Source organism: Methanosphaerula palustris E1-9c (assembly GCF_000021965.1).
Taxonomy (GTDB): domain Archaea; phylum Halobacteriota; class Methanomicrobia; order Methanomicrobiales; family Methanospirillaceae; genus Methanosphaerula; species Methanosphaerula palustris.
This window is the reverse complement of the sequence record NC_011832.1, coordinates 2485516-2510225: the sequence shown is the minus strand read 5'-3', so window position 1 is coordinate 2510225 and position 24710 is coordinate 2485516. Positions and strand designations below refer to the sequence as shown.

25 protein-coding genes and 2 pseudogenes are annotated in these 24710 nt (G+C 55.9%); 16 read left to right on the top strand and 11 right to left on the bottom strand.

Translation table 11 applies throughout. The features are described 5' to 3' along the window. The first annotated feature begins 49 nt into the window (after window positions 1-49). Together MPAL_RS11805 and MPAL_RS11800 are read left to right on the top strand one after the other, a co-directional pair. On the top strand, window positions 50-1552 hold the full coding sequence (locus MPAL_RS11805) for a methanogenesis marker 14 protein (protein WP_012618966.1): 1503 nt from the start codon (window positions 50-52) through the stop codon (window positions 1550-1552). 7 nt (window positions 1553-1559) lie between these two features. Next, complete coding sequence (locus MPAL_RS11800; RefSeq protein ID WP_012618965.1) at window positions 1560-1796, top strand: hypothetical protein; 237 nt, start codon at window positions 1560-1562, stop codon at window positions 1794-1796. Here MPAL_RS11800 and MPAL_RS11795 read toward each other — a convergent pair. After that, window positions 1783-2616 (bottom strand): ATP-grasp domain-containing protein, encoded by an 834-nt coding sequence (locus tag MPAL_RS11795; protein WP_236610384.1) that lies wholly within the window; start codon window positions 2614-2616, stop codon window positions 1783-1785. The two genes, MPAL_RS11800 and MPAL_RS11795, sit on opposite strands and share 14 nt — an antisense overlap. A gap of 151 nt (window positions 2617-2767) precedes the next feature. Between MPAL_RS11795 and MPAL_RS17270 the strand changes: the two genes are divergently transcribed. Further along, window positions 2768-2938 (top strand): hypothetical protein, encoded by a 171-nt coding sequence (locus tag MPAL_RS17270; protein WP_269078467.1) that lies wholly within the window; start codon window positions 2768-2770, stop codon window positions 2936-2938. Window positions 2939-2954: 16 nt separating this feature from the next. Continuing rightward, window positions 2955-3472, top strand: a pseudogene (locus MPAL_RS17375) (ornithine cyclodeaminase family protein); the annotation flags it as partial. 64 nt (window positions 3473-3536) lie between these two features. Here the strand turns inward: MPAL_RS17375 and tes are convergent. Beyond that, window positions 3537-5075 (bottom strand): tetraether lipid synthase Tes, encoded by a 1539-nt coding sequence (gene tes, locus MPAL_RS11785; RefSeq protein ID WP_012618963.1) that lies wholly within the window; start codon window positions 5073-5075, stop codon window positions 3537-3539. A 150-nt stretch (window positions 5076-5225) separates the two neighbouring features. Between tes and MPAL_RS11780 the strand changes: the two genes are divergently transcribed. From MPAL_RS11780 to MPAL_RS16730, 6 genes are all read left to right on the top strand, one after another. Continuing rightward, a complete protein-coding gene (locus MPAL_RS11780) occupies window positions 5226-5726 on the top strand; it encodes a CDP-2,3-bis-(O-geranylgeranyl)-sn-glycerol synthase (RefSeq protein WP_012618962.1) in 501 nt (166 codons plus the stop codon). Continuing rightward, complete coding sequence (pyrE, locus tag MPAL_RS11775) at window positions 5720-6238, top strand: orotate phosphoribosyltransferase (RefSeq protein WP_012618961.1); 519 nt, start codon at window positions 5720-5722, stop codon at window positions 6236-6238. The genes MPAL_RS11780 and pyrE overlap by 7 nt, the downstream gene beginning before the upstream one ends. A gap of 29 nt (window positions 6239-6267) precedes the next feature. Then, window positions 6268-7560 carry a phosphoribosylamine--glycine ligase gene (purD, locus tag MPAL_RS11770; protein WP_012618960.1) on the top strand — a complete coding sequence of 431 codons (1293 nt, stop codon included), beginning with the start codon at window positions 6268-6270 and terminating at the stop codon, window positions 7558-7560. Then, window positions 7557-8468, top strand: a complete 912-nt coding sequence (gene argF, locus MPAL_RS11765) for an ornithine carbamoyltransferase (protein WP_012618959.1) — start codon at window positions 7557-7559, stop codon at window positions 8466-8468. Before purD ends, argF begins: the two co-directional genes overlap by 4 nt. Window positions 8469-8686: 218 nt before the next feature. After that, on the top strand, window positions 8687-9280 hold the full coding sequence (locus tag MPAL_RS11760; RefSeq protein ID WP_201763849.1) for a class I SAM-dependent methyltransferase: 594 nt from the start codon (window positions 8687-8689) through the stop codon (window positions 9278-9280). A 3-nt stretch (window positions 9281-9283) separates the two neighbouring features. Next, complete coding sequence (locus tag MPAL_RS16730; protein WP_201763848.1) at window positions 9284-9424, top strand: hypothetical protein; 141 nt, start codon at window positions 9284-9286, stop codon at window positions 9422-9424. Window positions 9425-9496: 72 nt separating this feature from the next. On the opposite strand, the gene MPAL_RS11755 is transcribed toward MPAL_RS16730, so the two are convergent. After that, window positions 9497-10537 carry a glycosyltransferase family 2 protein gene (locus tag MPAL_RS11755; protein WP_012618958.1) on the bottom strand — a complete coding sequence of 347 codons (1041 nt, stop codon included), beginning with the start codon at window positions 10535-10537 and terminating at the stop codon, window positions 9497-9499. Between the two features lie 125 nt (window positions 10538-10662). Here MPAL_RS11755 and MPAL_RS11750 point away from each other — a divergent pair, with 125 nt between their 5' ends. After that, on the top strand, window positions 10663-11118 hold the full coding sequence (locus MPAL_RS11750) for a flavodoxin family protein (protein WP_012618957.1): 456 nt from the start codon (window positions 10663-10665) through the stop codon (window positions 11116-11118). 132 nt (window positions 11119-11250) lie between these two features. On the opposite strand, the gene MPAL_RS11745 is transcribed toward MPAL_RS11750, so the two are convergent. The 3 genes from MPAL_RS11745 to purH form a co-directional block, all read right to left on the bottom strand. Beyond that, window positions 11251-11907, bottom strand: coding sequence for a DUF4013 domain-containing protein (locus tag MPAL_RS11745; protein WP_012618956.1), 657 nt, complete (start codon window positions 11905-11907; stop codon window positions 11251-11253). 488 nt (window positions 11908-12395) lie between these two features. Continuing rightward, the gene (locus MPAL_RS11740; protein ID WP_148208313.1) at window positions 12396-13052 is read right to left on the bottom strand and encodes a DUF4013 domain-containing protein; all 657 of its coding nucleotides are present in this window, start codon (window positions 13050-13052) and stop codon (window positions 12396-12398) included. A gap of 409 nt (window positions 13053-13461) precedes the next feature. Beyond that, entirely contained in the window at window positions 13462-14946 is a 1485-nt protein-coding gene (gene purH / locus MPAL_RS11730) for a bifunctional phosphoribosylaminoimidazolecarboxamide formyltransferase/IMP cyclohydrolase (RefSeq protein ID WP_048146052.1), read from the bottom strand. A gap of 224 nt (window positions 14947-15170) precedes the next feature. On the opposite strand from purH, the gene MPAL_RS11725 reads away from it, so the two are divergent. Genes MPAL_RS11725 through dnaJ form a run of 3 tightly spaced genes read left to right on the top strand, consistent with a single transcriptional unit; the run spans window position 15171 to window position 18721 of the window. Further along, window positions 15171-15728: a nucleotide exchange factor GrpE gene (locus MPAL_RS11725; RefSeq protein ID WP_012618952.1), complete on the top strand. Its 558-nt coding sequence runs from the start codon at window positions 15171-15173 to the stop codon at window positions 15726-15728. A 4-nt stretch (window positions 15729-15732) separates the two neighbouring features. Then, the gene (dnaK, locus tag MPAL_RS11720) at window positions 15733-17574 is read left to right on the top strand and encodes a molecular chaperone DnaK (protein WP_012618951.1); all 1842 of its coding nucleotides are present in this window, start codon (window positions 15733-15735) and stop codon (window positions 17572-17574) included. A 4-nt stretch (window positions 17575-17578) separates the two neighbouring features. After that, the gene (gene dnaJ, locus MPAL_RS11715; protein ID WP_012618950.1) at window positions 17579-18721 is read left to right on the top strand and encodes a molecular chaperone DnaJ; all 1143 of its coding nucleotides are present in this window, start codon (window positions 17579-17581) and stop codon (window positions 18719-18721) included. A gap of 39 nt (window positions 18722-18760) precedes the next feature. On the opposite strand, the gene MPAL_RS11710 is transcribed toward dnaJ, so the two are convergent. After that, on the bottom strand, window positions 18761-19477 hold the full coding sequence (locus MPAL_RS11710) for a DUF169 domain-containing protein (protein WP_012618949.1): 717 nt from the start codon (window positions 19475-19477) through the stop codon (window positions 18761-18763). A 576-nt stretch (window positions 19478-20053) separates the two neighbouring features. Here MPAL_RS11710 and MPAL_RS11705 point away from each other — a divergent pair. Both MPAL_RS11705 and atwA read left to right on the top strand, forming a co-directional pair. Beyond that, a complete protein-coding gene (locus MPAL_RS11705) occupies window positions 20054-20413 on the top strand; it encodes a DUF134 domain-containing protein (protein WP_012618947.1) in 360 nt (119 codons plus the stop codon). A 203-nt stretch (window positions 20414-20616) separates the two neighbouring features. After that, entirely contained in the window at window positions 20617-22212 is a 1596-nt protein-coding gene (gene atwA, locus MPAL_RS11700; protein ID WP_012618946.1) for a methyl coenzyme M reductase system, component A2, read from the top strand. A gap of 85 nt (window positions 22213-22297) precedes the next feature. Here the strand turns inward: atwA and MPAL_RS11695 are convergent. The 4 genes and pseudogenes from MPAL_RS11695 to MPAL_RS15380 all read right to left on the bottom strand — a co-directional run. After that, a pseudogene (locus MPAL_RS11695) lies at window positions 22298-23197 on the bottom strand (IS5 family transposase); the annotation flags it as partial. 118 nt (window positions 23198-23315) lie between these two features. Next, the gene (locus MPAL_RS16345; protein ID WP_012618944.1) at window positions 23316-23474 is read right to left on the bottom strand and encodes a hypothetical protein; all 159 of its coding nucleotides are present in this window, start codon (window positions 23472-23474) and stop codon (window positions 23316-23318) included. After that, window positions 23471-24439: a radical SAM protein gene (locus MPAL_RS11690; RefSeq protein WP_236610382.1), complete on the bottom strand. Its 969-nt coding sequence runs from the start codon at window positions 24437-24439 to the stop codon at window positions 23471-23473. Before MPAL_RS11690 ends, MPAL_RS16345 begins: the two co-directional genes overlap by 4 nt. Then, entirely contained in the window at window positions 24372-24710 is a 339-nt protein-coding gene (locus MPAL_RS15380; RefSeq protein WP_083767053.1) for a DUF134 domain-containing protein, read from the bottom strand. The genes MPAL_RS11690 and MPAL_RS15380 overlap by 68 nt, the downstream gene beginning before the upstream one ends.

Below are 24710 nucleotides of genomic sequence, written 5' to 3'. Positions count from 1 at the left end.
CAATGGTATAAGCGAAAGGTATAATCCGGCGTACAAAGTACTGAATAGTATGTGCGCCCGGTTTATGGAACGCTTTTTCGGGCCTGTACCTCATATCGTTGAGAGCCCCCCGCCCCCTTCGATCTCGCATGGTGCAGGTAGCGTGATGCCCGAATACAAGGTGAAGCCGTACTTTATTGTGGCTTCGGTTGAGATGGGGAACACCACCACCAAGTGCATCCTGACCGGGACGAACCTCGAGACCGGCCGCAGTTATGTGATCAATAAGACGGTCAAGATGAGTCGGGATGTCCGTCCCCCGAGGCCGGGTGAGGTAATCTTCGGAGCGACCCTGGATGGGACTGAACTGACCCGAGAGTCGGTGACTGAACTGGTTAAACAGACCCTGATCGAGTGCCACAAAGAGGCAAACCTCTCGATTGAGGACGACCTCGATTTTGTGGTCAGGTCGACCGGAGTAGTTGCCGCGATGGATTCGCCCGACCAGGTCGGGGACTTCGTCATCGCGCTGGCCAATGGCTGCCTGGAGGCCGGTGTCCCACCGAGGAAGATGACCCCGCCGATGGGCAAGGGCAACCTTCCCCGGCGGTTGCAGCCGTTCTCCTATGCAGACAAGGTTGTCTTTGTCGGTGCTGTGGCCGGTGTACTTCCACCGGTCGGGGCCACAGGAGTGGAGATGGTCGCCAACGAGATGGAAGGGGAGCTCGCGATGGCTGGAATCAAGGAGGGAGCAAAGTGGACCACGGTGGACTTCCGGAACCCCTGTGTCTCGGTGGACTTCGGGACCACCCTTGACGGCCGGATCACCAGTGATGTCGATGCGGATACCGAGAATCCGTTTGCAAAGACGGTGGGTAACTTCTGCGGCCTTGCCGGCGCGATCCCGGACGCGCTCGTCCGGGGGACCGGCCTGGTAGAGGAGAAACGGGGGACAGCCCTCGATCTCTTCAGTGACCGGTCGACCCTCGGCAGCCTATCGCTCCGACTAAAGCGGGGAAAGGTCGACGAGTACGTGAAACAGATCCATGAACATATTGATATCAGGATCGTTCCCCCAGAGAGAACACGGTTCGGCCGTGTCCCAGTCAGGGCAGATGTGGCCTCGGCTTCGGGTATCGCGATGATTGGGTGCGACCTGGGCGAGAACGGGTCTGATACCGGGGTCCTTAAAGAGATTGGCGGCGAGATATACAGAGAGCACGGCCTCCCGATGCTGACTGATGTCGTGGACCGGGTCTGTGCCGAGATGGCCCTCCGGCTGGTCGATGTGGCGGTGCAGAAGGATCTGGTTCCCCCAAATACTTCGATCGGGTTTACGGGCAGGGCAGCGATCTCAGGGCAGAAGCCGGCCTATATCCTGCAGGGTTTGACCGATCGGCATCTCTTTGTGGATGATCCGAACGATCATCTGGTCTTCGTCGATGACGGGCTGGCCCGCGGGGCCGCCCTGATGGGTCGGTGTATGAACTCCCTCGGCCATCCGAAGTGTCCGGTCGGCGGGGTCCGTGGAGGGCCCTGTATCCTCCCCCGGAGAATAAAAATTGGAAAGTAGGTTTCCCATGGTAGAAGAAGCAGAACTGTATGATATCATCATTCCCCCAGGAGTACCGCGGTCGATCATCACCGATGTCGTAAAGAAGTTCGATGTGGAACTGGCCGACCGGCGCGAACGAATCTCATTTGCGAATATGGACGGCGACGAGCGTGAGGTACTGGCCTTCCGCGGGACAAAGCCGGTCCTCGAAGAGGTTGAAGCCTACGTCCGCGCCGAGTTGATTCAATTCATCGGCGAGTGAGCCGGGCCGCTGAAACTAGGTGATCGGCGATCAGAACCGGGATCGGGGCTGTCATGCCATGCCAGTTCGGGGTGCCGTTCACCTCGAGGACAGTATACCCGTCCTGGTCCAGCAACAGGTCGACGCCGGCGTAGTCAGCATTGACTGCCTCTGTCGCAGCGATGGCGATCGATGCCATCTCCGGATCCACTGGCACAGCCTTGGCTGTTCCGCCCTGGTGGATGTTGTGGGTCAGGTGATCTGACCGCCGTTCGATGGCACCGACAGCCTCGTCTCCGATGACGAAGACCCGGAAATCGCGGTCGTTGGGGACATACTCCTGCAGATAGTACGGCCCGTCTTCGAGCTGGTCCTCGCTGGTGATCAACCTGACGCCGTTGCCGTCGAACCCGTACACTGGTTTATAGACCACTTTTCCCTGTAACCTGATGAACACCGCAGCGTCTCTTCTGCTGGCCGAGAAGAAGGTCTCTGGTGTTCGTATATTCTCTCTGACCAATAGCGCGGTGGTCAGGGCTTTGCTTGCACAGGTTGCGATCGCTTCAGGGGTGTTGACGACACGATTTCTGGCGGCCAACGTCTGCAGCACCTCGAACTGGTGGTTCTCCTGTTCCATCCCACAGACCCAGATCACCGCCTGCTCTATCCTGTTCCGGAACAGATCGATCTCTGCGAGGGAGAGGGGGTGCCAGCATTCCCCCTTCATATCGAGTTCTCGGGTGACCATCGCCGTGGAGTTGTCCCCCTCAGTGTCGGTCGGTTTATGGACGATATAGATATCCGCTCTCATATGCACCTCTTTCAGCGTGGGTGGTCTCATCGTAAATATCTAGACTATCACTTCTCCGGAATCTTCAATACCATACAGGTTCAGTTTGGGATATGCAGTACTATGACCATCCAGAGGAGGGGATCGATCTCGCGGCGATAAATGAGGGGTCTTCGCTGCTCATGGCCGGGGTGAGGTGCAGGTGCTACCCGAACTCCATCTCTTCTTCCCGCAGGGTGACCTCCGGACGATGCCGGTTTATATCCCCTTGCTGGACTTGGCTGGGGTGAAGATCGTCAATGTCCACCCTGGGAACCGCACCATCGGGTTGCCGACGGTGATGGCGCTGCTGATACTGATCCGATCCAGCTAATGGGTTTCCATGGGCCCTGTTAAATGCAACCGAACTGACGGTTCTCCGTTCCAGTGCGGCCGGGGCTGTCGCTGCCCGTTATCTGGCCAGAGCAGATGCAACTGTTGTCGGGATGGTCGGGACCGGCAGGCAGGTAAAGGCCCAGTTCGAGGCTGGCCTGTGTCAGGACGATCAAGGAGGTGAAGGTCTGGTCGTGCTCGCCTGAGCATGCCACGACCTTTGCAGTGGTCTATCCTCATTACCATGAAAGATCCCCCTCCCCCTCGCCGAAGTCTGTGACTGTGACATCCTGGTGACCACGACTCCGTCGACAACCCCGATCATTCAGGAGGAATGGATCCAGGCGGGGACACATATCAATGCGTTCGGCGCCGATGCACCGGGCTAGGAGAACTCGATCCGGCCCAGTTGAATCACGCCGCGGTCTATGTCGACGACCCGGCGCAGGCCGCTCATTCTGGGGAGGTGAACGTGCCGATCAGCGGGATGATCAGCGAGGTAGTACTTGGTAAAAAAGGGCGGATTGATGATCGGGCGATCACGGTCTTTGACTCGACTGGTCTCGCAGTCCAGGACCTGGCCATCGCCGAGGTCGCGCTCAGGACGGGGGAACATCGGACAGAACCGCCGTTTCTATGGTGGAGCTCTCAATGCCCGGTGTTTCTCCACTTTTTTGGGGGAGTGGCTTTGCATACTGCTTCCAGATCTTCTCGCGATAGACCGGACCCGAGTTGTAAGTACAGAATGGGATCATCCTGCCGTCTGGGGTTGCATAATGGATGCAACATCGCTGCACTCGGTCCAGGTCATAGTTGTAGTCGTCCATGAAGTGCATGGTCCCGATGAAGAGGGCGTTCCAGTGGAACTCGCGGAGTGCATCATAGTTTTGCTTGATCAGCGTGGTCGCGATCAGTCGCCAGATCTCGCCGGCCTTCCCGGATTCCCCCCTCTTGAGCGAGGTATGAATGTCCTTGACCCCTTCGAGGAGGGCTCTGTACTTGCTGACCGAACCGCCCCGTGCCAGGGTCATGGCCATGTGGTCCACAGACTGAAGGAACTTCTCGACATCGATCATCCGATTCACTGGCACGATCTCGTTGCCGTTGACGAAGATGTAGGTCGCCGCCCCGCAGTGCTGGTGGGCGGTGAAAGCGACCTGCGGTTTGCCGGTGTACTCCTCGACTAGGTGGGTGAACGGGGCCACGCAGGGGATCGGATAGAAGTCATCCTGCCTGAGTGCACCGCCGGTCTGGGTTTCGATGTTGGCGGTCAGGTCAGGGATCGTGACCCGTTCCTTGGCTACATCGTCTGCGCTGGCAGCTCCGGTGAAGGCGACGGGCTGAAAGTTCACACCCCTGATCACCCCGATGTTCTCTGCGGCGAACCTGATGATCGCACCGACCTCCTGATCGTTTCTACCGTGGATCACCGTCGGCACCAACACCACGCCCATCCCGACCTGAGCACAGTTGCTGATCGCTTTTTTGCTGGTGGCAAGGAACGGGTTTGTCTCCTTTGATATACCGTCGAAGTGCAGGTATATCGTCGAAAGACCGGCGTCCTTCAACTGCTGCACCTGGGACAGATCCTGTGCGAGTCTGATCCCATTTGATGCGATCTGCACCTGCGAGAATCCAAGGGCTTTCGCCTCGCGGATCAGGTCCGGAAGGTCGTCCCGCATCGTCGGTTCCCCACCAGAGAACTGTACAGCCGGCGGCGGAACCGGCCGTTCGTTCCGGAGGTTCTTCATCATTCCAACGATCTCGTCAAAGTCCGGCTCGTAGATGAACCCGCAGGCCCGTGCATTGGCAAAGCAAAAGTCGCAGTTCAGGTTGCAGCGATTGGTCACGTCGATATTCGCGAGCAGGGTGGCCGAGTGATGGCCTGAGCAGAGCCCGCAGTTCTGGGGACATGTGTCGGGTTCTCCCTGGAGAACGGGTTCCTCTATCCCGGTTCCCACTGCTTCATACTCCTGGAAGCGGTGGTACATTCTGCTGTCCGACCAGTATAGGCTCTTGATGAAACCGTGGTTCGGACAGGTCCTCTCCAGCCAGATCTTATTGTCCTCTTCCACAATGGTGGCATCAAGCACGCGTTTGCATGCCGGACAGAGGCTCTTTGTCTTCTTAACCAACATAACAGTCCACCGGTGCACTCTCTGTATCAGTATATACTCTCTTCGTTTCGATACCTTAATATTTACATCTGCGCTTTATTACTGAACACGGGAGTCTTAATTATTAGTATTGATTACCTTATCATACCAGTGCTTTCAGCGCTCTGGCTCATGCTCCCTGCCTATCTTCCGAATCCTGCAGCGGCCCTCTTTGGGGGCGGAACTCCGATCGATGGCGGACGACGATGGTCTGACGGCCGGCGGCTGCTCGGCGACGGCAAGACCTGGCGTGGCTTGGTCCTCGGTATTCTTTCTGGGGTCCTCCTCGGGCTGATCCAGGTCTCTGTGCAGGACGCATGCGTGTTCGTCTGGCTTCCCCGGCATACTGTGCTATCGGTGCTGTTGCTGGCTGTCGGAGCCCTGGCAGGGGACATGGTCAAGAGTTTTGTGAAGCGCCGGATCGGTAAGGAACGAGGTGCCGCGTGGCCGCTGGCAGATCAGTACGACCTTGTCGCAGGGTCGTTGCTTTTGCTGCTGATTGGAGATTATGGGTTCGCAGCGGTCAATCTGACCATTCCGGTGATCTTCTGGATTCTGGTCCTGACCCCACTCCTTCACCGGGCTGTGAATCTGATTGGATATGCAATAGGAGTCAAGGATGTACCATGGTGAATGAAAAGACAATCACAGAACTGCTGATCGATTACAAGGCCATTGAGTTTGGAGATTTCATCCTCGCGTCCGGTGCCATCAGCAGATATTACATCGATATCAAAACGGCAATGACACATCCTGCACTGCTGAACCGCGTTGGAACAGAGTTCTCAGAGCGGGGATCCTTTGATGTCGTCGCCGGGGTCGCCGTCGGCGGGGTTCCACTGGCCGTAGCCACCGGGTTGGCTGCCGGCAAGGAGTATGCGATCGTTCGATCGGCCGCCCGGGATCATGGTAAGGCGGGGGTGGTCATCGGGGATGTCAAGGGTAGAAAGGTGCTGCTGGTCGAGGATGTGACCACCTCCGGAGGATCGGCCCTGTACGGTGTCGAGCAGCTCCGGGCAGCTGGTGCCACTGTGACGACGGTGATGACTGTGGTGGATCGTGAGCAGGGGGCAGTCGAAGCCCTGGCTGCTGTTGGGGTACGGCTGGTTCCGCTGGTTAGAGTCAGCGAGCTCCTCCACCTGTAATCAGTTTTTTCTAACGTGGGTTCGTATACATGGTCATGAAGATACTGGTTGTGGGTGGTGGCGGCAGGGAGCATGCAATCACCAGGGCACTCGCCCGCAACAGTCAGGTGGCCGTCCATGCAGTGATGGGGCGGCTGAATCCAGGGATTGTTGATCTCGCAGCAGCGGTGAAGCAGATCCGCGAAACTGATGTTGAGGCTGTTGTCAGGTATGCCCGCGAGCAGGGGATCGATGGGGCTGTGATTGGCCCGGAGGCCCCGCTCGAGGCCGGTATCGTGGATCAACTGAACGAGGCCGGCATCCCTGCGGTCGGACCGACCCGGACGGCTGCCCGGATTGAGACTGACAAGGCCTTCTGTCGGGATTTGATGGAAGAACATCGGATCCCTGGCCGTCCCGGGTACCGGGTCTTTCACAACACCGCAGAGGCTTGCCGGTTCGTCAGGGACTATCCCGGCGATCTTGTCGTGAAGCCGATCGGGTTGACTGGCGGCAAGGGGGTCCGGGTGATGGGAGAGCAGGTCGACCAGGAGGGTGCGCTCGCCTATGTCCGGGAGTTGGCTGGCGAGGTCGTCATCGAGGAGCGGCTGCTCGGCGAAGAGTTCACGCTGATGGCGTTTGTGGATGGGACCCACCTGGTCCCGATGCCGCTGGTCCAGGACCACAAACGGGCTCTTGAAGGGGACCTGGGGCTCAACACCGGGGGGATGGGTTCATACTCGATGCCCAATCACCGACTCCCATTCGTCACCGAACAGGACTTTGCCACGGCCCTTTCAATCATGGAACAGGTGGTCGGGGCGATGGCTGGAGAGGGGATTCCGTACAAAGGGATCCTGTACGGGCAGTTCATGGCTACGGCCACCGGGCCGATGGTTGTGGAGTTCAATGCCCGATTCGGTGATCCTGAGGCGATGAACGTCCTCTCGCTGCTTGAATCAGACCTGTCGGAGGTCGTCTTTGCGATCGCCGACGGTACACTGAACCGGATGCAGGTTTCATTCCAGGAGAAGGCGACGGTATGCAAGTACCTGGTGCCCGAGGGCTATCCGGCCGCTCCGAAGGCTGGCGCCCCGTTAACGATCGGAGCGTATGGAGATGCCCGGCTCTTCTACGCGAATGTTGATCAGCAGGACGGGCACCTCTGCACAGCCTCCTCGAGGACGCTGGCGTTCGTCGGGGTCGGAGAAACCCTGACCGAGGCCGAAGGGATCGCAGAGCAGGCTGCTTCTGCAGTAAAGGGTCCAGTCTATCACAGAAGAGATATCGGCACTGACGGGCTGCTGGCCCGGCGATGCGCCCATATGAGGGATATTCGATGAAGAGAGACCTTATCTCAATCCTTGATCTCAAGGCAGAGGACCTTGAGCAGATAATGCAGGATGCAGCGACACTGAAGACGTTGCGGAAGGAAGGGAAGGAACACCCGGTGTTGGCCGGGAAGAATCTGGCGATGATCTTTGAGAAGCCATCGACCAGGACCAGGATCTCGTTCGAGGTCGGTATGAACGATCTCGGCGGCCACGCCCTGCACCTGAATCACAAGGATATGCAGCTCGGCCGCGGTGAGGAGGTCCGGGACACGGCTCGTGTGATATCGCGGTATGCCTCAGGCGTGATGATCCGGGCGTTCCTGCACAGCACGATCACGGAATTCGCCGCCCACTCGACGATCCCGGTGATCAACGGACTCTCGGATAAAGAGCACCCCTGTCAGCTGCTGGCCGACATCTTCACGATTCGGGAGTACTTCGGTTCGACCGAGGATATCCGGGTGGCCTGGGTCGGGGATGGAAACAATGTCTGCAATTCGCTGATCCTGGCATCCGGACTGACCGGGATGGACCTCCGGGTCGCCACCCCTGACGGCTATCGCCCTGATCCTGCGGTTGTGGAGCGGGGGAGAACCGTCGGCGGTAAAGTGACGGTCTTCAACTCGCCCGAGGAGGCGGTGAAGGACGCCGAGGTGATCTTCACCGACACCTGGATCTCTATGGGTGATGAGACCCAACAGGCCCAGCGGGTGAAGGCCTTCGCTGGCTACACGGTCGACGAGGCACTGCTGAAGAAGGCGGACCCTGACGCGATCGTGATGCACTGCCTGCCTGCGCACCGCGGTCAGGAGATCACCGATGAGGTGCTGGACGGGCCGCATTCCGCCGTCTGGGACGAGGCCGAGAACCGGCTACATGTCCAGAAGGCAGTGCTGGTCAACCTCCTCCGGACCTGATCGATCCAGATCTGGGTATCATTTTTTCATTTTTTCTCTTCGTATCAGTTCAGTCTCTCTTCTCTCCTGTTATAGATCGGAGTCTGTGTTGGAGAAGCACGTAACAACTTCATGGTCTTATCTATTCCTGAAGGTGTCATCATGGAACCATTAGATCAGAGGCCATTGTTTACCTGGAATGCGGCCGATTATAATCGGAATTCCCCGTCCCAGCAGTGATGGGCAGAGGAACTGATCGGAAAGCTCAGGCTCTCCGAGGAGTTCTGGTGCTCGATATCGGGTGTGGGGACGGGAAGGTGACGGCAGCGATTGCAGCGAGCGTGCCGAAGGGTTTGGTCACCGGGATCGACAGTTCTCCTGATATGATCCGGTTTGCAACGGATAATTTCCTCCCCGGTATCCATCAAAACCTCACCTTTTCTCAGATGGATGCCAGGTCTCTTGAATTCTGTGAGGAGTTCGACCTGGTCTTCTCGAACGCCGCCCTCCACAGGATCCCGGATCACTGTTCTGTGCTGGCGGGGATTGCCCGCAGCCTTCGTCCGGGCGGCAGGCTGATCGCCCAGATGGGCGGCAAGGGAAATGCAGCCCAGGTCTTTGAGGTCCTGGCGATCTTGGTGAAGAACCCTCTTTGGTGTGGATATTATGATGGGTTCTCCTTCTCCTACGGTTTTTTTGATCCAGAAGAGTACCGTCAATGGCTGACAGAAGCCGGACTTGAGCCGGTTCGGGTGGAACTGATCCCGAAGGACATGGGCTATCCCGACCGGGTGGCGTTCGCCGGCTGGATCCGCACCACCTGGCTTCCGTAGCTGGTGCGGCTGCCTGAGGATGAGCGACCGGGTTTCATCGAGGCGTTCATCGGTCAGTATCTCCGGATGTATCCGCCCGATCAAGACGGGGCGATCCATATCGGTATGATGCGCCTGGAGGTCGAAGCTATCAGACGTAACTGACTCGATCGGTTCATTGTGTTGTCAGGAGACCTTCTTTCTCCTTGTCGACGGAGTCATCTTTTTCAGATCTCGTTAGAGGGTCTCCGGGAGAGGGGCCGGTCCTCTGAGGCCGTCCCTGATTCCTCGTGCGTAAGCCCGAAAAGCGTCTGGGCTCTTGTAGTAGAGGAGATGGATCCCGGTCGAGAGCCAGAATGAACTGAGGAAGAAGACGATCAGAAAGAGCGGATAATGCCACCCGGCATGCCGCTTCATGAACCAAAATCGATTCCTGGCCATGTAGTAGGTCTTGATAGGGGTCTTCTTGGAGGAGGCCGAGACCTTGTGCCAGATCACCGCTGTCGGGACATAGACGGCCGAGAATCCTGCTTCTCTCCCCCGCATAACAAGGTCGTTCTCCTCATAGTAGACGAAGTAGCCGGGGTCGAGGAGACCGATCTGCCGGAGCATCGAGGAACGGGCCAGAAGGCAGGACCCCTCGACATAGTCGACGGTCCTCTGGGTGTCGAACTGCCCCTGGTCCGGCTGGTTCTGGCCGATGTGCACGGTGTTCCCGGTGAGGAGACTCAGTTCCCCACCAGCGAAGTTGATCACATCCCGTCGCCCCTGGTAGTCATAGTAGCAGGTCTTGGGGCCGAGGAACCCGATCGACGGATCCTCTTTGGCGACCGCAATGAATGCGGTGAGGAATCCGGGGTCCACAATGGTGTCGTTGTTCAGAAAGAGGACATAATCGGACTCGAACGCCCGAAGAGCGAACCGGGTCCCCTGATTGTTCGCCTCGGCGAATCCGAGGTTCCTCTGGTTGGTGATGACGGTGACCGTGCCCGTTTCGGCGTTTACGGCTCCGGTCGACCTGGCCTCTTCTGCAGTCAGTAGAGAGAATGAGACTGCTACTACTGCCGGCTGGTCCGGGAAGAACGGGGAGGTGACGTTGAGACGACCCTGACAGTAATCACCGATCTTCTCCACTGAGCCATCGGTCGACCCATTGTCTACGATCACGATCTGGATCCTGTGGTACTGCAGGCGAGAGAGGGAGGTCAGACACTCCACGGTGTCCTTCCAGCCGTTCCAGTTTACCAGTACGATCGAGACTGCAGGTTCATCTCGCATGGCAGTACTATCTCATCTGCAGGCTCATCTATCTTTTCGAAGAGATAGTATAATCCGAAAGCATTTCCCATCCATCTGATCAGAAGCGGTGGCTCTGCAGGTCGTTAGGGCATCGGGGAATCATCATGAAGGTGCTGATCGTCTATCAGTCCATGCACCATGGCAACACCAGGGTGATCGCAGAGGCGCTGGCCACGGAGTTGTACGCCGAGTGCAGAGAGATCGGGCAGGTGAAGCCGCAGGATCTGGAGGGATCTGATCTGATCGGATTTGGGTCGGGTATCTATTTCGGGAAACACCACCAGTCACTGATCAAACTCGCCGAGCGAATGCAGCTGGCATCTGGTCAGCGGGCATTTATCTTCTCGACCGCCGGCCTTCCGCTCCTATCGAAGCGGTGGCACAGGGCTCTGAAGGTGGCTCTGGCTAATCATGGAGTGCCGGTCTGTGGGGAGTTCTGTTCTGCTAGGTACGACACCTATGCGATCTTCGGAGTGATCGGTGGGATCCATCGCGGCCGACCCGACCAACGGGATGTGGACCGGGCCGTGGCATTTGCGAAGGAGTTTTCCTGCCGGTGACCCTGGTGAGGTGGATTGACAGGTTGCCTGTTTAAATCTCTTCGACCTCTGGTGTGGATTCAGCGATATGTCGGGGAGGGATGAATCTATCAGATCGTGGATCCTGGAAAAATGGGTTGGATTGGTATCGGTTCAGGCGCTGTCGTAGATCAGTGTCATGTATCGAGCTTGGAAGATGACCAGAGCCGATGCAATGAAGAAACTGATGATCCAGCCGATTATCGGGATGATACTGAGGAGACCCACCACAAACTGCACGACCGCAATAGCGATAAAGAGGATGACTAGGGCGATGATATAGTCCACCCAGCCGATCGATCTGATCGTCTCGAGGATGGCACTGAAGTTAAAGGCCTCGCCGATCGATCCGATCCTGGTGAACCTGATTGTACCGATGGCCGCGAAAATACTGATGATCAGGGCAACGATCAGAGCGAGCATGAGACCACCCATCAGGGAGGCAATAGCCCCTGCGATCAGGGTCGGGTCTGCATTCGCATTCCCTGAAGCGATCAGACTGAGGATACCAATCCCGCCGAAGATGGCGATGATCACAAGCACCGGGATGGCGTAGATCAGCATGACGATGAAGAGTTTCAGGCCGTCCACGAAGAGTGTGCCCCAGTTCTCCAGTTCAGGTGCCGGTTTGGTGCCTCGATAGATCTCCATTGCGTATCCAAAGGAGATAAAGTTCACAATCGGAATGATCGAGACGATCGTCAGCAGTACCCATCGCATCCATCGTCCGACGAGCGCCTCGCGCGTATACTCAAATGCATCTGAAATCATGTTTCCGTAATCCAAATTAACACCTTCTGTGATTGATGAAGATGTAGTGAACCGGATGAATTTAAGCGTATCTATTGTTTTTTAAGAATATCAACAGATAATCTAAAAATGGGAATTGACTCATTTTTGGTGGATTATCTGATATACTATGTGATCGAGTAAGGGTAACCAGAACTCTTTACTGGTTATCGCTTCTTCCTGGAACCCGGTCTGTTGTTCGCCAGGTCGTTGATCAAACGGACGGATTGATCTCCCCCTGCCTCTCATATCGTTCAGGTATCGATGAAGAAAGGCCATTTATGGTGTATCTTGTAGAACTGCATCCAGTCCCGGCGGAGATAACCGGCATCGGAGGATGAACCGACTGATGAATCGTCCCTTTTTATTACCTGCGAACCCATGTTGCAGATCTTGAAAATACTACTCAGAAAAAAGTGATACTGATCTCTCTCTTTCTCTGAAAAAAAGGGATTGATTAGTATTTAGGTTTAGGCGCTGTCGTAGAGCAGCGTCATGTACCGGGCCTCAAAGATCACCATTGCTGCGGTGATGAAGAAACTGATGATCCAGCCGAGAACCGGAATGACCATGAGGAGCCCCAGTACAAACTGCACGACCGCCAAGACGACGAAGAGGATGACCAGGGAGATGATGTAATCCACCCAGCCGATCGAACCGATCGTCTCAAGGATGGCGCTGAAGTTGAATGCCTCTCCGAACGATCCTGTCCTGGTGAACCTGATAGTACCGATGACTGCGATGATCGCGATAATCAATCCGACGATCAGGGCGAGGAGGATGCCGCCCATCAAAGAGGCGATCGCACCTGCAATCAGGGTCGGGTCTGCATTCGCATTCCCTGATGCGATCATACTGAGGAAACTAATCCCACCGAAGATCGCAAGGATCACGAGCACCGGAATGGCGTAGATCAGCATGACGATGAAGAGTTTTAGGCCGTCCACAAAGAGCGTGCCCCAGTTCTCCAGTTCAGGTGCTGGCTTGGTGCCCCGGTAGATCTCCATTACATATCCAAAGAAGATAAAATTCACAATCGGAATGATCGAGACGATCGTCAGCAGTACCCATCGCACCCATTTTCCAACAAGTGCCTCGCGCGTATACTCAAATGCATCTGAAATCATGTTTCCATAGTCCATACTAAACACCTTCTATGATTAATGCAGATGTAGTGAACTTGATGAATTTAAGCATATCTATTTTATTCCGGAAAATATTGCCAGATCGCCTGAAAAAACCTGAATGACCCTCACTCTTACGAAAAAGATGATAGGTCGGATTATCGGAGAAAGGTAATAAGATCCACTCATCTTTGATCAATACCTTCTCGGACAGGAGGACCGGTTTCATCCACAACATCTATGTGGGATCAGCGTTTTGATATCACCATCAGGCAGACAGATCTGGATAGTGGAGGGGGAAATGAATGTACTTACAGAAGAGATGAAGGAGACTTGGAAAAAGGTGACCGAGGTCTTCATCTGCGCCTCGGGAAAGGACGCAAGGAAGAGGATCGCCTGAGCACTCTTCTTTTTAATGTCTGAAGTAGCGTGTCCCGGTGAAGACCATCGCAATGTTGAGTTTGTTGGCGGCCTCGATCACCAGGGGATCCCGGATCGAGCCGCCCGGCTGGATCAGGGCCGTCGCCCCGGCAGCTGCTGCGACCTCAAGGGTGTCGGGGAACGGCAGGAATGCGTCAGATGCGACGGCTGAACCGTTGAGCGGTCCTGCGGCCTTCTCGATCGCAATCTTCGCTGAGTCAACCCTGGACATTTGCCCAGCCCCGATCCCGAGCGTTCTGGTCTGGTCTGCGAAGATGATCGTATTCGACTTGGTATGCTTGCAGACCTTCCATGCCAGCCTGAGGGCCTGCATCTCCTCTTCGGTCGGCTCCCGCTCTGAGACGACCGTCCAGTTCTCCAAGTGCGGCGGCGTCCGCTGGACCAGCAGCCCGCCATCGATCGATCTGACCTCGTCGGCCTGTGCCGGGGCCGGCAAGACGAGCACCCGCATATTCTCCTTCTTCTTCATGATTACGAGCGACCCGGGTGAGAATGAGGGGGCGGCCACGACCTCGACGAAGGTTCCACAAAGATCTTCTGCGAGCGCAGCGTCCACCTCCCGGTTCAGGGCGACCACAGAGCCATAAGCCGACTGCGGGTCGACCTCCCGTGCTGTGAGGTAGGCGGTCCTGATCTCCTCGCCGACCGAGACCCCGCACGGGTTGTTGTGCTTGACGATCACTGCTGCCGGCCCGTCGAACTCTCTGAGGAGTCCCACCGCTGCATTCAGGTCAAGATAGTTGTTGTATGACATCTGCTTGCCCTGCAGGGGCTGCTGGTCTGCGATCCCGAATTCGCCGTAGACTGCCGCCTGTTGGTGCGGGTTTTCACCGTAGCGTAGGGTCCGGCCGTTCGTGAACTGAACCGAGTAGATCGGTGGAAAGCCTCCTTCCAGGCCATAAAGGTGGTTACTGATCGCCACGTCGTAGGCTGCGGTCCGTGCAAAGGCCAGTTTGGCCAGTTCCAGCCGCTCGTCCTCGGTGAAACCTCCACGCTTCACCGCTTCCCTGATTCTTTCATACCCGGCCGGGTCGGTCACGACCGCGACATCATGGTAGTTCTTGGCTGCAGCCCGGATCATCGCAGGTCCGCCGATGTCGATGTATTCGATCAGATCGGGAAGGGGCAGAGCCTTGGCTGCCATCATCTCGAACGGGTACAGGTTCACGACCAGCAGGTCGATCAGCTCGATTCCGTGTTCAGCCATCACCTCATCATCGATCCCCCGCCTGCCGAGCAGCCCGCCATGGATCTTTGGATGGAGAGTCTTCAGCCGCCCGCCCATCATCTCAGGCGAGCCGGTGTACGCCGAGACCTCGGTGAAGGGAATGTGTGCCTCCTTGAGCACTGCCCCAGTGCCACCAGAGGAGAGGAGGTTGATCCCGTTCTCTACGAGAGCCTTTGCCAGGTCTACGATCCCTGTCTTATCCCAGACAGACAACAGTGCCCATTTCATGGTCATTACTATGAAACCCTTCCTTTATATCCTCTCGGGATGGTTCCTCTCTTCTCCAAGATTGCCCAATTCTTGGGGCTTCTGATTCAGATGGTTGGCGATTTTCTGATGATCTATGGGCAATTCACAGATTTTTTGGAGGTACCTGATCCGAAAGTGATGATAGCCTCAGGTTAAGGATATATTTATATAGAACTACTATCCAATAGATATTGGGTCTGATTATGGGAACAGAAAAAGTGGAAGATACAGCAGAGAATCAGCATGGATCTTCAACAGCCGATAAGGCAGCCGGCTCGGCCGCAGATATGGCCGCTGACACGGCGTCCCAATCACCCGGTACCGACGAGTTGAAGAAGGCCTATGAAGAACTGAATGACCAGTTTCTCCGGCTTGCCGCAGATTTTGACAATTACAAAAAGCGGATGGCAAAGGAGCAGAATCTTCGGATCACCACAGCCATCGAACAGTTCACTGTTGAGATACTTGAGGTGATGGACAATCTGGAACGTGCAGAGAAGACTGATGATGCGCACCTTCGCGAAGGGCTTAACCAGATTAGAAAGCTCTTCATGGCCATCCTCGGTCGGCATGGCATCCAGTCGATCGATTGTCTGAACGAGCCGTTCGACCCGGCTGCCCATGAAGCGATTGCGTACGTCCCTGCCGAGGCAGCGGATGGCGTGGTGATAGATCAGGTCGCCCGTGGGTACCGGATGAATGATAGGATTATCAGATGCGCAAAAGTCGCAGTTTCAAAAGGAAATAACAGGGAGGCATAAAATCATGGTAAAAGAGAAAGTCATCGGAATCGACCTTGGGACCACCTTCTCATGTATGGCGATCATGGAAGCCGGCAAGCCGGTCGTGATCCCGAACGCAGAGGGGGGCCGGACCACTGCCTCAGTGGTCGCGTTCACCAAGGAGGGGGAACGGCTCGTTGGAAACCTGGCCAAACGGCAGGCGATCACGAACACCGGCAGGACGATCATGTCGATCAAGCGGAAGATGGGAACCTCCGAGACGGTTCAGATCGACGACAAGAAGTACTCTCCACAGGAGATCTCCGCGATGATCCTGCAGAAACTAAAGATGGACGCCGAGGCCTACCTGGGCGAGAAGATCACGAAAGCTGTCATCACGGTTCCGGCGTACTTCAACGATGCCCAGCGGCAGGCGACCAAGGATGCCGGTCAGATCGCCGGCCTTGAGGTCCTTCGGATCATCAACGAGCCGACCGCCAGTGCGTTGGCTTACGGGGTCGACAAGGAGCAGGAAGCGACGGTGCTGGTCTACGACCTTGGCGGTGGTACCTTCGATGTTTCGATCCTGACACTCGGCGACGGTGTCTTCGAGGTGAAGTCCACGGCTGGAAACAACCACCTCGGAGGCGATGATTTCGACAAGAAGATCATTGACTACCTGGTCGAGGAGTTCAAGCGGACCGAGGGGGTCGACCTCAAAAAGGATGTGATTGCCCTGCAGCGGCTCCGCGATGCTGCAGAGAACGCGAAGATCGAACTCTCGACGGTCCAGAAAACCACGATAAACCTCCCCTACATCACTACCGGTGCCAGCGGTCCCAAGTTCCTGGACATCGACCTGACCCGTGCCAAGTTTGAGCAGATCGTCGGTGACCTGGTCGAGTCTACGATCGGCCCGGTCAAGCAGGCCCTCGCGGACGCCAAGTTAACGGCTGCAGATATCGACCATGTGCTGCTGGTCGGCGGTCAGACCCGGACCCCGTTCGTCCAGGAGACCGTCAAGAAACTGCTCAACAAGGAGCCCGACAAGGGTGTCAATCCCGACGAGGTCGTCGGCCTCGGTGCCGCGATCCAGGCCGCAGTGCTGACCGGTGAGGCGAAGGATATCGTCCTGTTGGACGTCACTCCGCTGACCCTTGGTATTGAGACCCTCGGCGGCATCTCCACCAAGCTGATCGAGCGGAACACCACGATCCCGACCCGGAAGAGCCAGATCTTCAGCACAGCGGCAGATGGTCAGACCAGTGTTGAGATCCATGTGGTCCAGGGTGAGCGTGCACTTGCGAAGGACAACTTCACCCTCGGCAAATTCCAGCTGACCGGCATCCCGCCGGCACCCCGGGGTATCCCGCAGATCGAGGTCACCTTCGACATTGACTCCAACGGGATCATCCATGTCTCGGCCAAGGACCTCGGCACCGGCCATGAACAGGCGATCTCGATCAAAGGGGACAAGAAACTCTCCGAGGACGATATCAACAAGATGGTCAACGACGCCAAGGCCTTCGAAGAGGACGACAAGAAGAATCGGGAGGAGATCGAACTGCGTAACGGTGCAGACACTGCTGTCTTCACGGCAGAGAAGATGTTGAAGGACAACCCCGATGCGATCGATGCGGAGGACAAACAGAAGATTGAGGCCGGCGTTGCAGCGCTGAAGAAGGCACTCGAAGATGATGACCTGGAAGCGATCAAGAAGGAGATGGAGCCACTGACCGAAGCGGTGTATGGAGCCACGACCAAGATCTACCAGAAGGCCCAGGCAGCCGCGGCAGAACAGCAGGCAACCGCAGGATCGGAAGGCACCTCCCAGAAGCAGGACGACACCGTCGTCGATGCCGACTACAAAGTCAAAGAAGAGTGAGTAGATGGGTGCGGGAGACTACTACGAGATCCTGGAGGTCCCACGAACAGCAGGCGAGAAGGAGATCAAGAAGGCGTACCGCAACCTAGCACGGAAGTATCACCCCGATGTCTGCAAAGAGGCGGGTGCTGAGGAGAAGTTCAAGCAGATCAACGAGGCCTACAGTGTCCTCTCAGATCAGCAGAAACGGGCCCAGTACGACCAGATGGGACATGAGACCTTCACCAACGCCTCAAAGGGATCGTATGCCGGTGGCGGGGCCTATGGCGGCGGATTCAACGCCGACTTCTCTGGCTTCGGCGACATCTTCGATACCTTCTTTGGCGGTGCCCGGGGTGGAGGGCCCCGGGGGCCGCAGCGCGGCGACGACCTGCTGATGCGGATGCAGATCCCGCTTGAGGAGGCCGTGACCGGGGTGGACCGGGAGATCGAGGTCTACCACACCGAGCCCTGCGAAGCCTGCGGGGGGACCGGCAGTGAGAGTAAGAAACTGCATACCTGTACCCGGTGTGGGGGTTCAGGGCAGATGCGACAGACGAGCCAGACGATCTTCGGTCAGTTCGTCAGGACTGCTCCCTGCACCGAATGTGGGGGTAAGGGACAGGTTCCTGATAAGGTCTGCAAAGCGTGTGGGGGTTCTGGCCACTCCCGCGTGCGCAGAAAGGTGAACGTCCACATCCCCGCTGGTATCGATACCGGGATGCGTCTCCGGATGGAAGGATACGGGGAGGCCGGGGACTATGGGGCCCAGAACGGCGATCTCTATATCGAGGTGCAGGTGTCACCGCATAACCGGTTTGTCAGAAGCGGTGACAATCTGGAGTCTCAGGTGGAGATCTCGCCTGCTCAGGCGGCCATGGGGTCGACGATCGAGGTCCAGACAATCGACAAGCGGACCGTCGAACTGAAGATCCCGGCCGGGGTCCAGTTCAACACTGCCCTGAAGATCCCTGGCGAGGGGGTCAAACGGCGGGGCCGACCCGGGGATCTGCTGGTCCGGGTCAGAATCATCACTCCGAGGCAGTTAAGCGACGAAGAAAAAGAATTGTACCGTCAGATCCTCGTGATCGAAGGGAAGAAGGGCCCGAGGTCCGAAAAAAAAAAAGGGTTCATCCAGGACATCATGGATAAGGTGAAGGATCTCTGATCCTTCCCAGTCTTTTTTGCTTTGCTCTATCCTCTATTTTTATTTCTTCTGCGAACCTGGTGCGGCGCAGACGATCTTCAATGCGTCGACGATCTCGCCGAGCTGTTCTGCTGGAAAACCCATCACCATCTCGTCAGGGGCGATCCCCGAGAACTTCCGTGACCCGTCGCAGCCGAGCGAGATGTTGACCGCTCCGGTGAGGTAGGTGTTGGCGGTCACATCGGCGCAGACTGACTGGATCCCGGCGAATGAGGGGTGCAGCCGGCCGCCGAGGTGGTACAGGGAGGCTTGGGCCAGTTTCAGCATCGCAAACGGGTTGGCGATGATCACAATCACCTGAGGGATGAACGGAGTCTTTTCGAGCGGGGCGTAGAGCGTTGCATAGGTGGAACCGGTCTCCAGACGCGGGATCTGATCGATCGTCCGCTTGCAGGCAGCGTCTGACTCGAACTTGCCGAGTTTGTAGTAGAACTCCCCGTCCCGAAGACTCTGGGTGATCGGCCTGAGCCCGAGCGACCAGGCACCACCGTTGCAGAGGTGCTTCTCCGCAGTCGCAGAAAAGATCTTCCCTTCCTTGCGTGCCAGATTTACCATACTACAGTGCCGGATTGTCTCAGGCACCTCGTCGATCCCTTCAGGAACCGCCTCCTTTGTCGCTGCGAACCGGATGGCCACCGGTGAGCCAGAGAGTCCCAACAGAGAGATCAGGGCAGCTGCGCCGGCTGCGTAATCCACAGTTTTTGATAGAGTGATCATGATTCACTCGTTGCCCTTCATTAATATAAAGATGGAGGATAATGGGGATCAGAGATTCCAGAATTTCTGCTCGACTTGGAGAGGAAGTGCCGATTCACGTCGATGAGATGTGTTGGGTTCTGGTGCAATGGTTTAAGTCATTTATGCGCATATGAGTAATTACCGTGCGGCAGTCGTACGGTTGGTGAACCTATGCCAGAAGACACGCAACCAGTTAACAAGGATACAATCAATCCCAGCGACGAGACTGAATCCACTACCCTGCACACCTGTGCGTGTGGTGAGCAACATCTGGAAAGCGCCGGCCACCACTGGGAATCCTGCACGTCCGCCCTGAAATCCGGTGATACCTGCTGCTGCGGATCCGGGCGTGTACCAGGGGATAATCAACATCGATGCAATCGAGGCCCGAACTGCCAGTGAGGATATCCCCTTTTTTAAATATCTCCGACAGGACCCGAGAGGAACCTTTTTTTAATGTTCTGGAAATCGGGCACCTTTTGAATCGTGAGGTTGCAGCAGAACCGGGAAACAAGTTATACGATTCTGGGTATATTCTATGATAAGGAGCTGGTCATGAGATCTGATGAAATTGATGAGGCACTGGAGTGTCCACGCCGGGGAAGGCCACGACTCCGGCGGATAATCAATGGCAACCAGGAATCACGCTGTTTCAGACCCTGCTGCTGCCCGGAGGAAGAAGGACCGGGCATCTCGTTGCAACCAGATGAAATCGAGTTGATACGACTTATAGATCTCGAAGGACTTGAGCAGGAAGAAGCGGCAGCAAGGCTTGGAGTCTCACGCAAGACTGCATGGCGGGATCTGCATGAAGCCCGGCGCAAGATCGCTGACGCGCTGGTCCACGGGAAAGGGATCGAAATCTCTGGCTGTACAAAAGCAGCTGAGGGCCGGTGTCCAAAGTGTCCCAAATGACACCTCTCACGGTTGAATCTTGTAGATATCAAGAGATTGTGGTCCCGGACTCACCATTATAATGGATTCATTTAGATCTCGGTCTACACCTTATCCGCAATGCGTGCAGGACCGATCTCTGCTGCATTCTCTTTTAAAATTTTTTATGATCAGATACTTATGCGCATATGTGTAGATAATAATAAGACAAAGGAGGATGAGAGATGCCAAAACCATTCATCAGTGTACATGACCTCTGCATGGACTTCGGGAATACACGAGTCTTAAATGGGGTCTCGTTCGAGATCCAGGAAGGGGAGATTATTGGTGTCATCGGAAGGAGCGGGGCTGGTAAGAGCGTGCTGATGCACCTCCTCCGGGGGGTTGAACAACCACCGACCCAAGGCTCTATTGTCTACCACATGGTGGGATGTGATCGCTGTACATTCATGGACGTCCAGAGCCGGGCCGGCGGGAGATGCCCAGAATGCGGGGGGAAGCTCGTGGCCGTCGACGTCGATCTCTGGGATGAGAAGAACGACGGTATGAAGTCCCGGGTTATGAACCGAACCGCCATCATGTTCCAGCGGACGTTTGCCCTCTATGGTAATGACCGGGTCATTGAGAACGTACTCCACGCCCTCGACGACATCCGTTACCCTCAGGAGCGTGCGGTCAGTCGAGCGGCCGACCTCATCGAACAGGTGAAACTCTCGCACCGGATGATGCATATCGCCCGTGATCTCTCGGGTGGCGAGAAGCAGCGGGTGGTCCTCGCCCGGCAGCTCGCAAAGAATCCGGCGATGCTCTTTGCCGATGAACCAACGGGAACGCTCGATCCCGAGACGGCTCGGCAGGTGCACAGGATGCTCACGCAAGCAGTGCAACAGAACGGAATGGGTATGATCGTCACATCGCACTTCTCCCAGGTGATCGAGGACCTGGCGAACCGTGCGATGCTGCTGGTGGATGGAGATATCGTCGCGATCGGATCCCCGAAGAAGATCATCGATTCGTTTGCAGAGGATTACCATGAGATCGAATCCTCAGTGCCTGTGAAACATGGCGAGAAAATCCTGACGGCCCGCGATGTCGAGAAGCGCTACATCTCGGTGGACCGGGGCGTGATCAGGGCTGTCAACGGGGTCTCGTTCGAAGTCTCACGGGGGGAGATTTTCGGCATCATCGGGAAGAGTGGGGCTGGCAAGACCACTCTTTCACGGATCATCGCCGGTATTATTGAACCCACGGGCGGGGAGTTGAATATGAAGGTCGGAGAGGAGTGGATCGATATGACCAAACCGGGGATCGAGTTCCGTGGCAGGGCGAAGAGTTACATCGGGCTCCTCCACCAGGAGTACGACCTTTACCCGCACCGAACGGTTATCGACAACCTGACCGATGCGATCGGACTGGAGTTTCCGAAAGAATTGGCAGTGCGCAAGGCGGTCGTGACCCTGAAGATGGCTGGGTTCACCGAGGATAAGAGCAGGGAGATCCTCGACCGCCTGCCCGGTCACCTCAGCGAGGGGGAGAAGCACCGGGTCGCCCTCGCGCAGGTAATGATCCGGGAGCCGCGCCTGGTAATCCTTGATGAGCCGACGGGAACGATGGATCCGATCACAAAACAGGATGTCAAACATTCGATCCTGCATGCCCGCGATGAGATGGATGAGACGTTTGTCGTCGTCTCTCATGACATGGACTTCGTCCGGGATATCTGCGACCGTCTCGCTCTCATGCGGGGTGGCAGGATCATCGAAGTCGGACCGACTCTGGATATCCTTGGAGAGATGACCGACGATGAGAAGAGTGAGTGAAATCGTGCGGTGGTACCTCCTGGACCCGGGGGAAGCAAACGTTTAACCCAAAACGAAGATTGAGGTTCACCATGACTGAATTTCGGCTCTGTTGAAATGCTTCAACTATGGTGATAATCACGACTGATTGAATCACCTTCGTGAGGTTATGGAGGATCATTTTGACCTTGATCTCCTTGACCTGGTACCAATATTTTCGTGCCTTGAGGTCCTCTCCGAATCTTTTTTTGATGACTGAAAACGCTGTTTCAACTTTGTTCCTCTCGCGATATCGTTCTGAATCAAAGTTGTTATTCATCTCTTGTCTGTATTTCCCCGAATAGATCTTTCCTTTCCAGGTTCTGACAGGTATCACCGAATCAGCACCCATCTCTTCCCTGATCTGTCGATGAAGTTCCTCGGAATCGTACCCTTTATCCATCACATAACACCCGGTTTTTCTGGTCTTCTGGCACTGCCTGAGAAGTGGTTCAGTGTGTTTAATGTCGTGAACTGGTTTCAGCGAGATTTTGGAGAAGAGAATCACCTGCTTGCGTGTATCTACTGCAATCGACGTTTTCACAATGTTTTTTCGCATTTTTCCCGTACGCCAGGAGTAATAATGACTGGCGTACGGACTTGTGAATCCCGTAGAATCGATGGCAGTTGTTGGAACAATTTCACCCCAGGAATAAAACAATTTGAGAGTTTTATTCAGGAATATCGAGAATATTGCAGAAGGAGTTCGAGCCATGAACTTATGGATGGTCGAGTAGTGGGGAACCTGGTTCAACTGGAGGATGTCTTTGATCCGACCCATCAGACTGATGAGTTCAACCACATCCCGATAGTCAGTACCAAGGGCTTCACGAAAGAGAAGAATAGCCATGAGCTGATGCTGAGTATACGTTCTCTTGGAATATTTGCAGGAATAAAGAGGGAAATGGGAGGATCGTAGTACTGAACAGATGTATCTGATAAGTTTGATATACCAGTTCGTTGACATTATCTCTGCTCCTTGTTGTTGGTTTTGCCATTGACTCAAGGAGCAACGATTCTTATTAGATATTTGCCTTATCGTGCGATCATAGTACTAGAGGATTTCAACAGATCTTGAATTTCAATCAATTGGAATCACCCATCCCCCGTTTATGACAGCTGGGACTCCTCCTCTTCCAGAGCACCTTCTCCCTGGAGGAAGGAACAAATACGGAAAAACCGTGCTCTGCGATGAAGAATCGGTCGAAGAGAGCGGTATTGTCCACGAGAATGGTAACCTTCATTCAGGTATCCCATTGATGGAATTTTTCTGGCAGATTGAATAAAAAATTCCGCGGGTCCCCTTCTGGGAAGTAATCGTCCCTTTCTCTTCGAGCACGCCAAGAATGTCAGCCAGCTCGCCGGTGCTCAGGCTGGTGGTCCGTACGAGGTCTTCGAGGGTTGACGGCCGGCGATAGAGCGTCGCCTGGATCAGGTCGCTGACATTCGTCTTCGTCTTTTCTGCCCGGCAACCGGGATGGTCCCGGCCGACGATCTCGACCCCAGACCGTCCAAGCACTGCACTGACCCGTTCCAGTTCGGCGTCCGAAGCCGCCTGAACCCAATCCTCGGCAGGAGGCCGGTCAAGGGTATTCAGCTGGACACGATCCGGATCGATCCGTTCAATCGCCCATTTCAGGCCGGCCAGCTCCGCTGCAGAGGTATTCAGGCCGGGGATGACGAACACTTCGAGCCAGAGCGCACCGGCGTACATCTTCCGAAACTGCACCATTCCCGTGATGATCGCCTCTATGCTGAGCGAGGAGTGGGGATGGTGAATGCGCTCGAAAGTCTCCTGGGAGGCCGTGGTCAGGGTCGGAATGACCCGGTCGGCAGGGGTCAGTTCATCCCGAACCCCCTGATCGGTCATGAGACTTCCGTTGGTGAGGACACTCAGGGTATACTCCGGGTACTCGCGTTTTATGAACGTGATCACCTGCCCGAGCGACCGGGAGAGGGTCGGTTCACCGGAACCGGCAAACGTGATCGAATCGAGGTGGGGGCGGGATGCGAGCACGTCACGGACCTCGGAGATGACCTGTTCTACGGGGAAAAATTCCTGCCGTATAATGGTCAGATCTGGCGAGGATCCGCATTCACAATAGACACAGTTATACGAGCAGGTCTTGAATGGGATCAGATCAATGCCGAGCGATAGTCCGAGCCTGCGGGAGAGGACTGGTCCGAAGATGTGCTTGTGTGTTGTCAAAGATACTCCGTGGTTCCGCTGCATAGGGTCTATTCAACACCCGCATCGTGTCCAGCGACCGGTCTCGGTGCTCTGGGAAGGGATGGTGCTGGTGATGCTGGCCATGCATGAGGACATCCGTGACCTTACGGTGTGCCTCTTGAATGTCGCGCCAGACTGTTTTGCGGGAGATACCAAGAATTACTACCGCCTGCTCCTGTTCAAGACTCTGCTGGTAGGTCCGGGGAACTGCTCTGGCTGTGTGATCTATGGTTTTTGGCATACTGGTCAT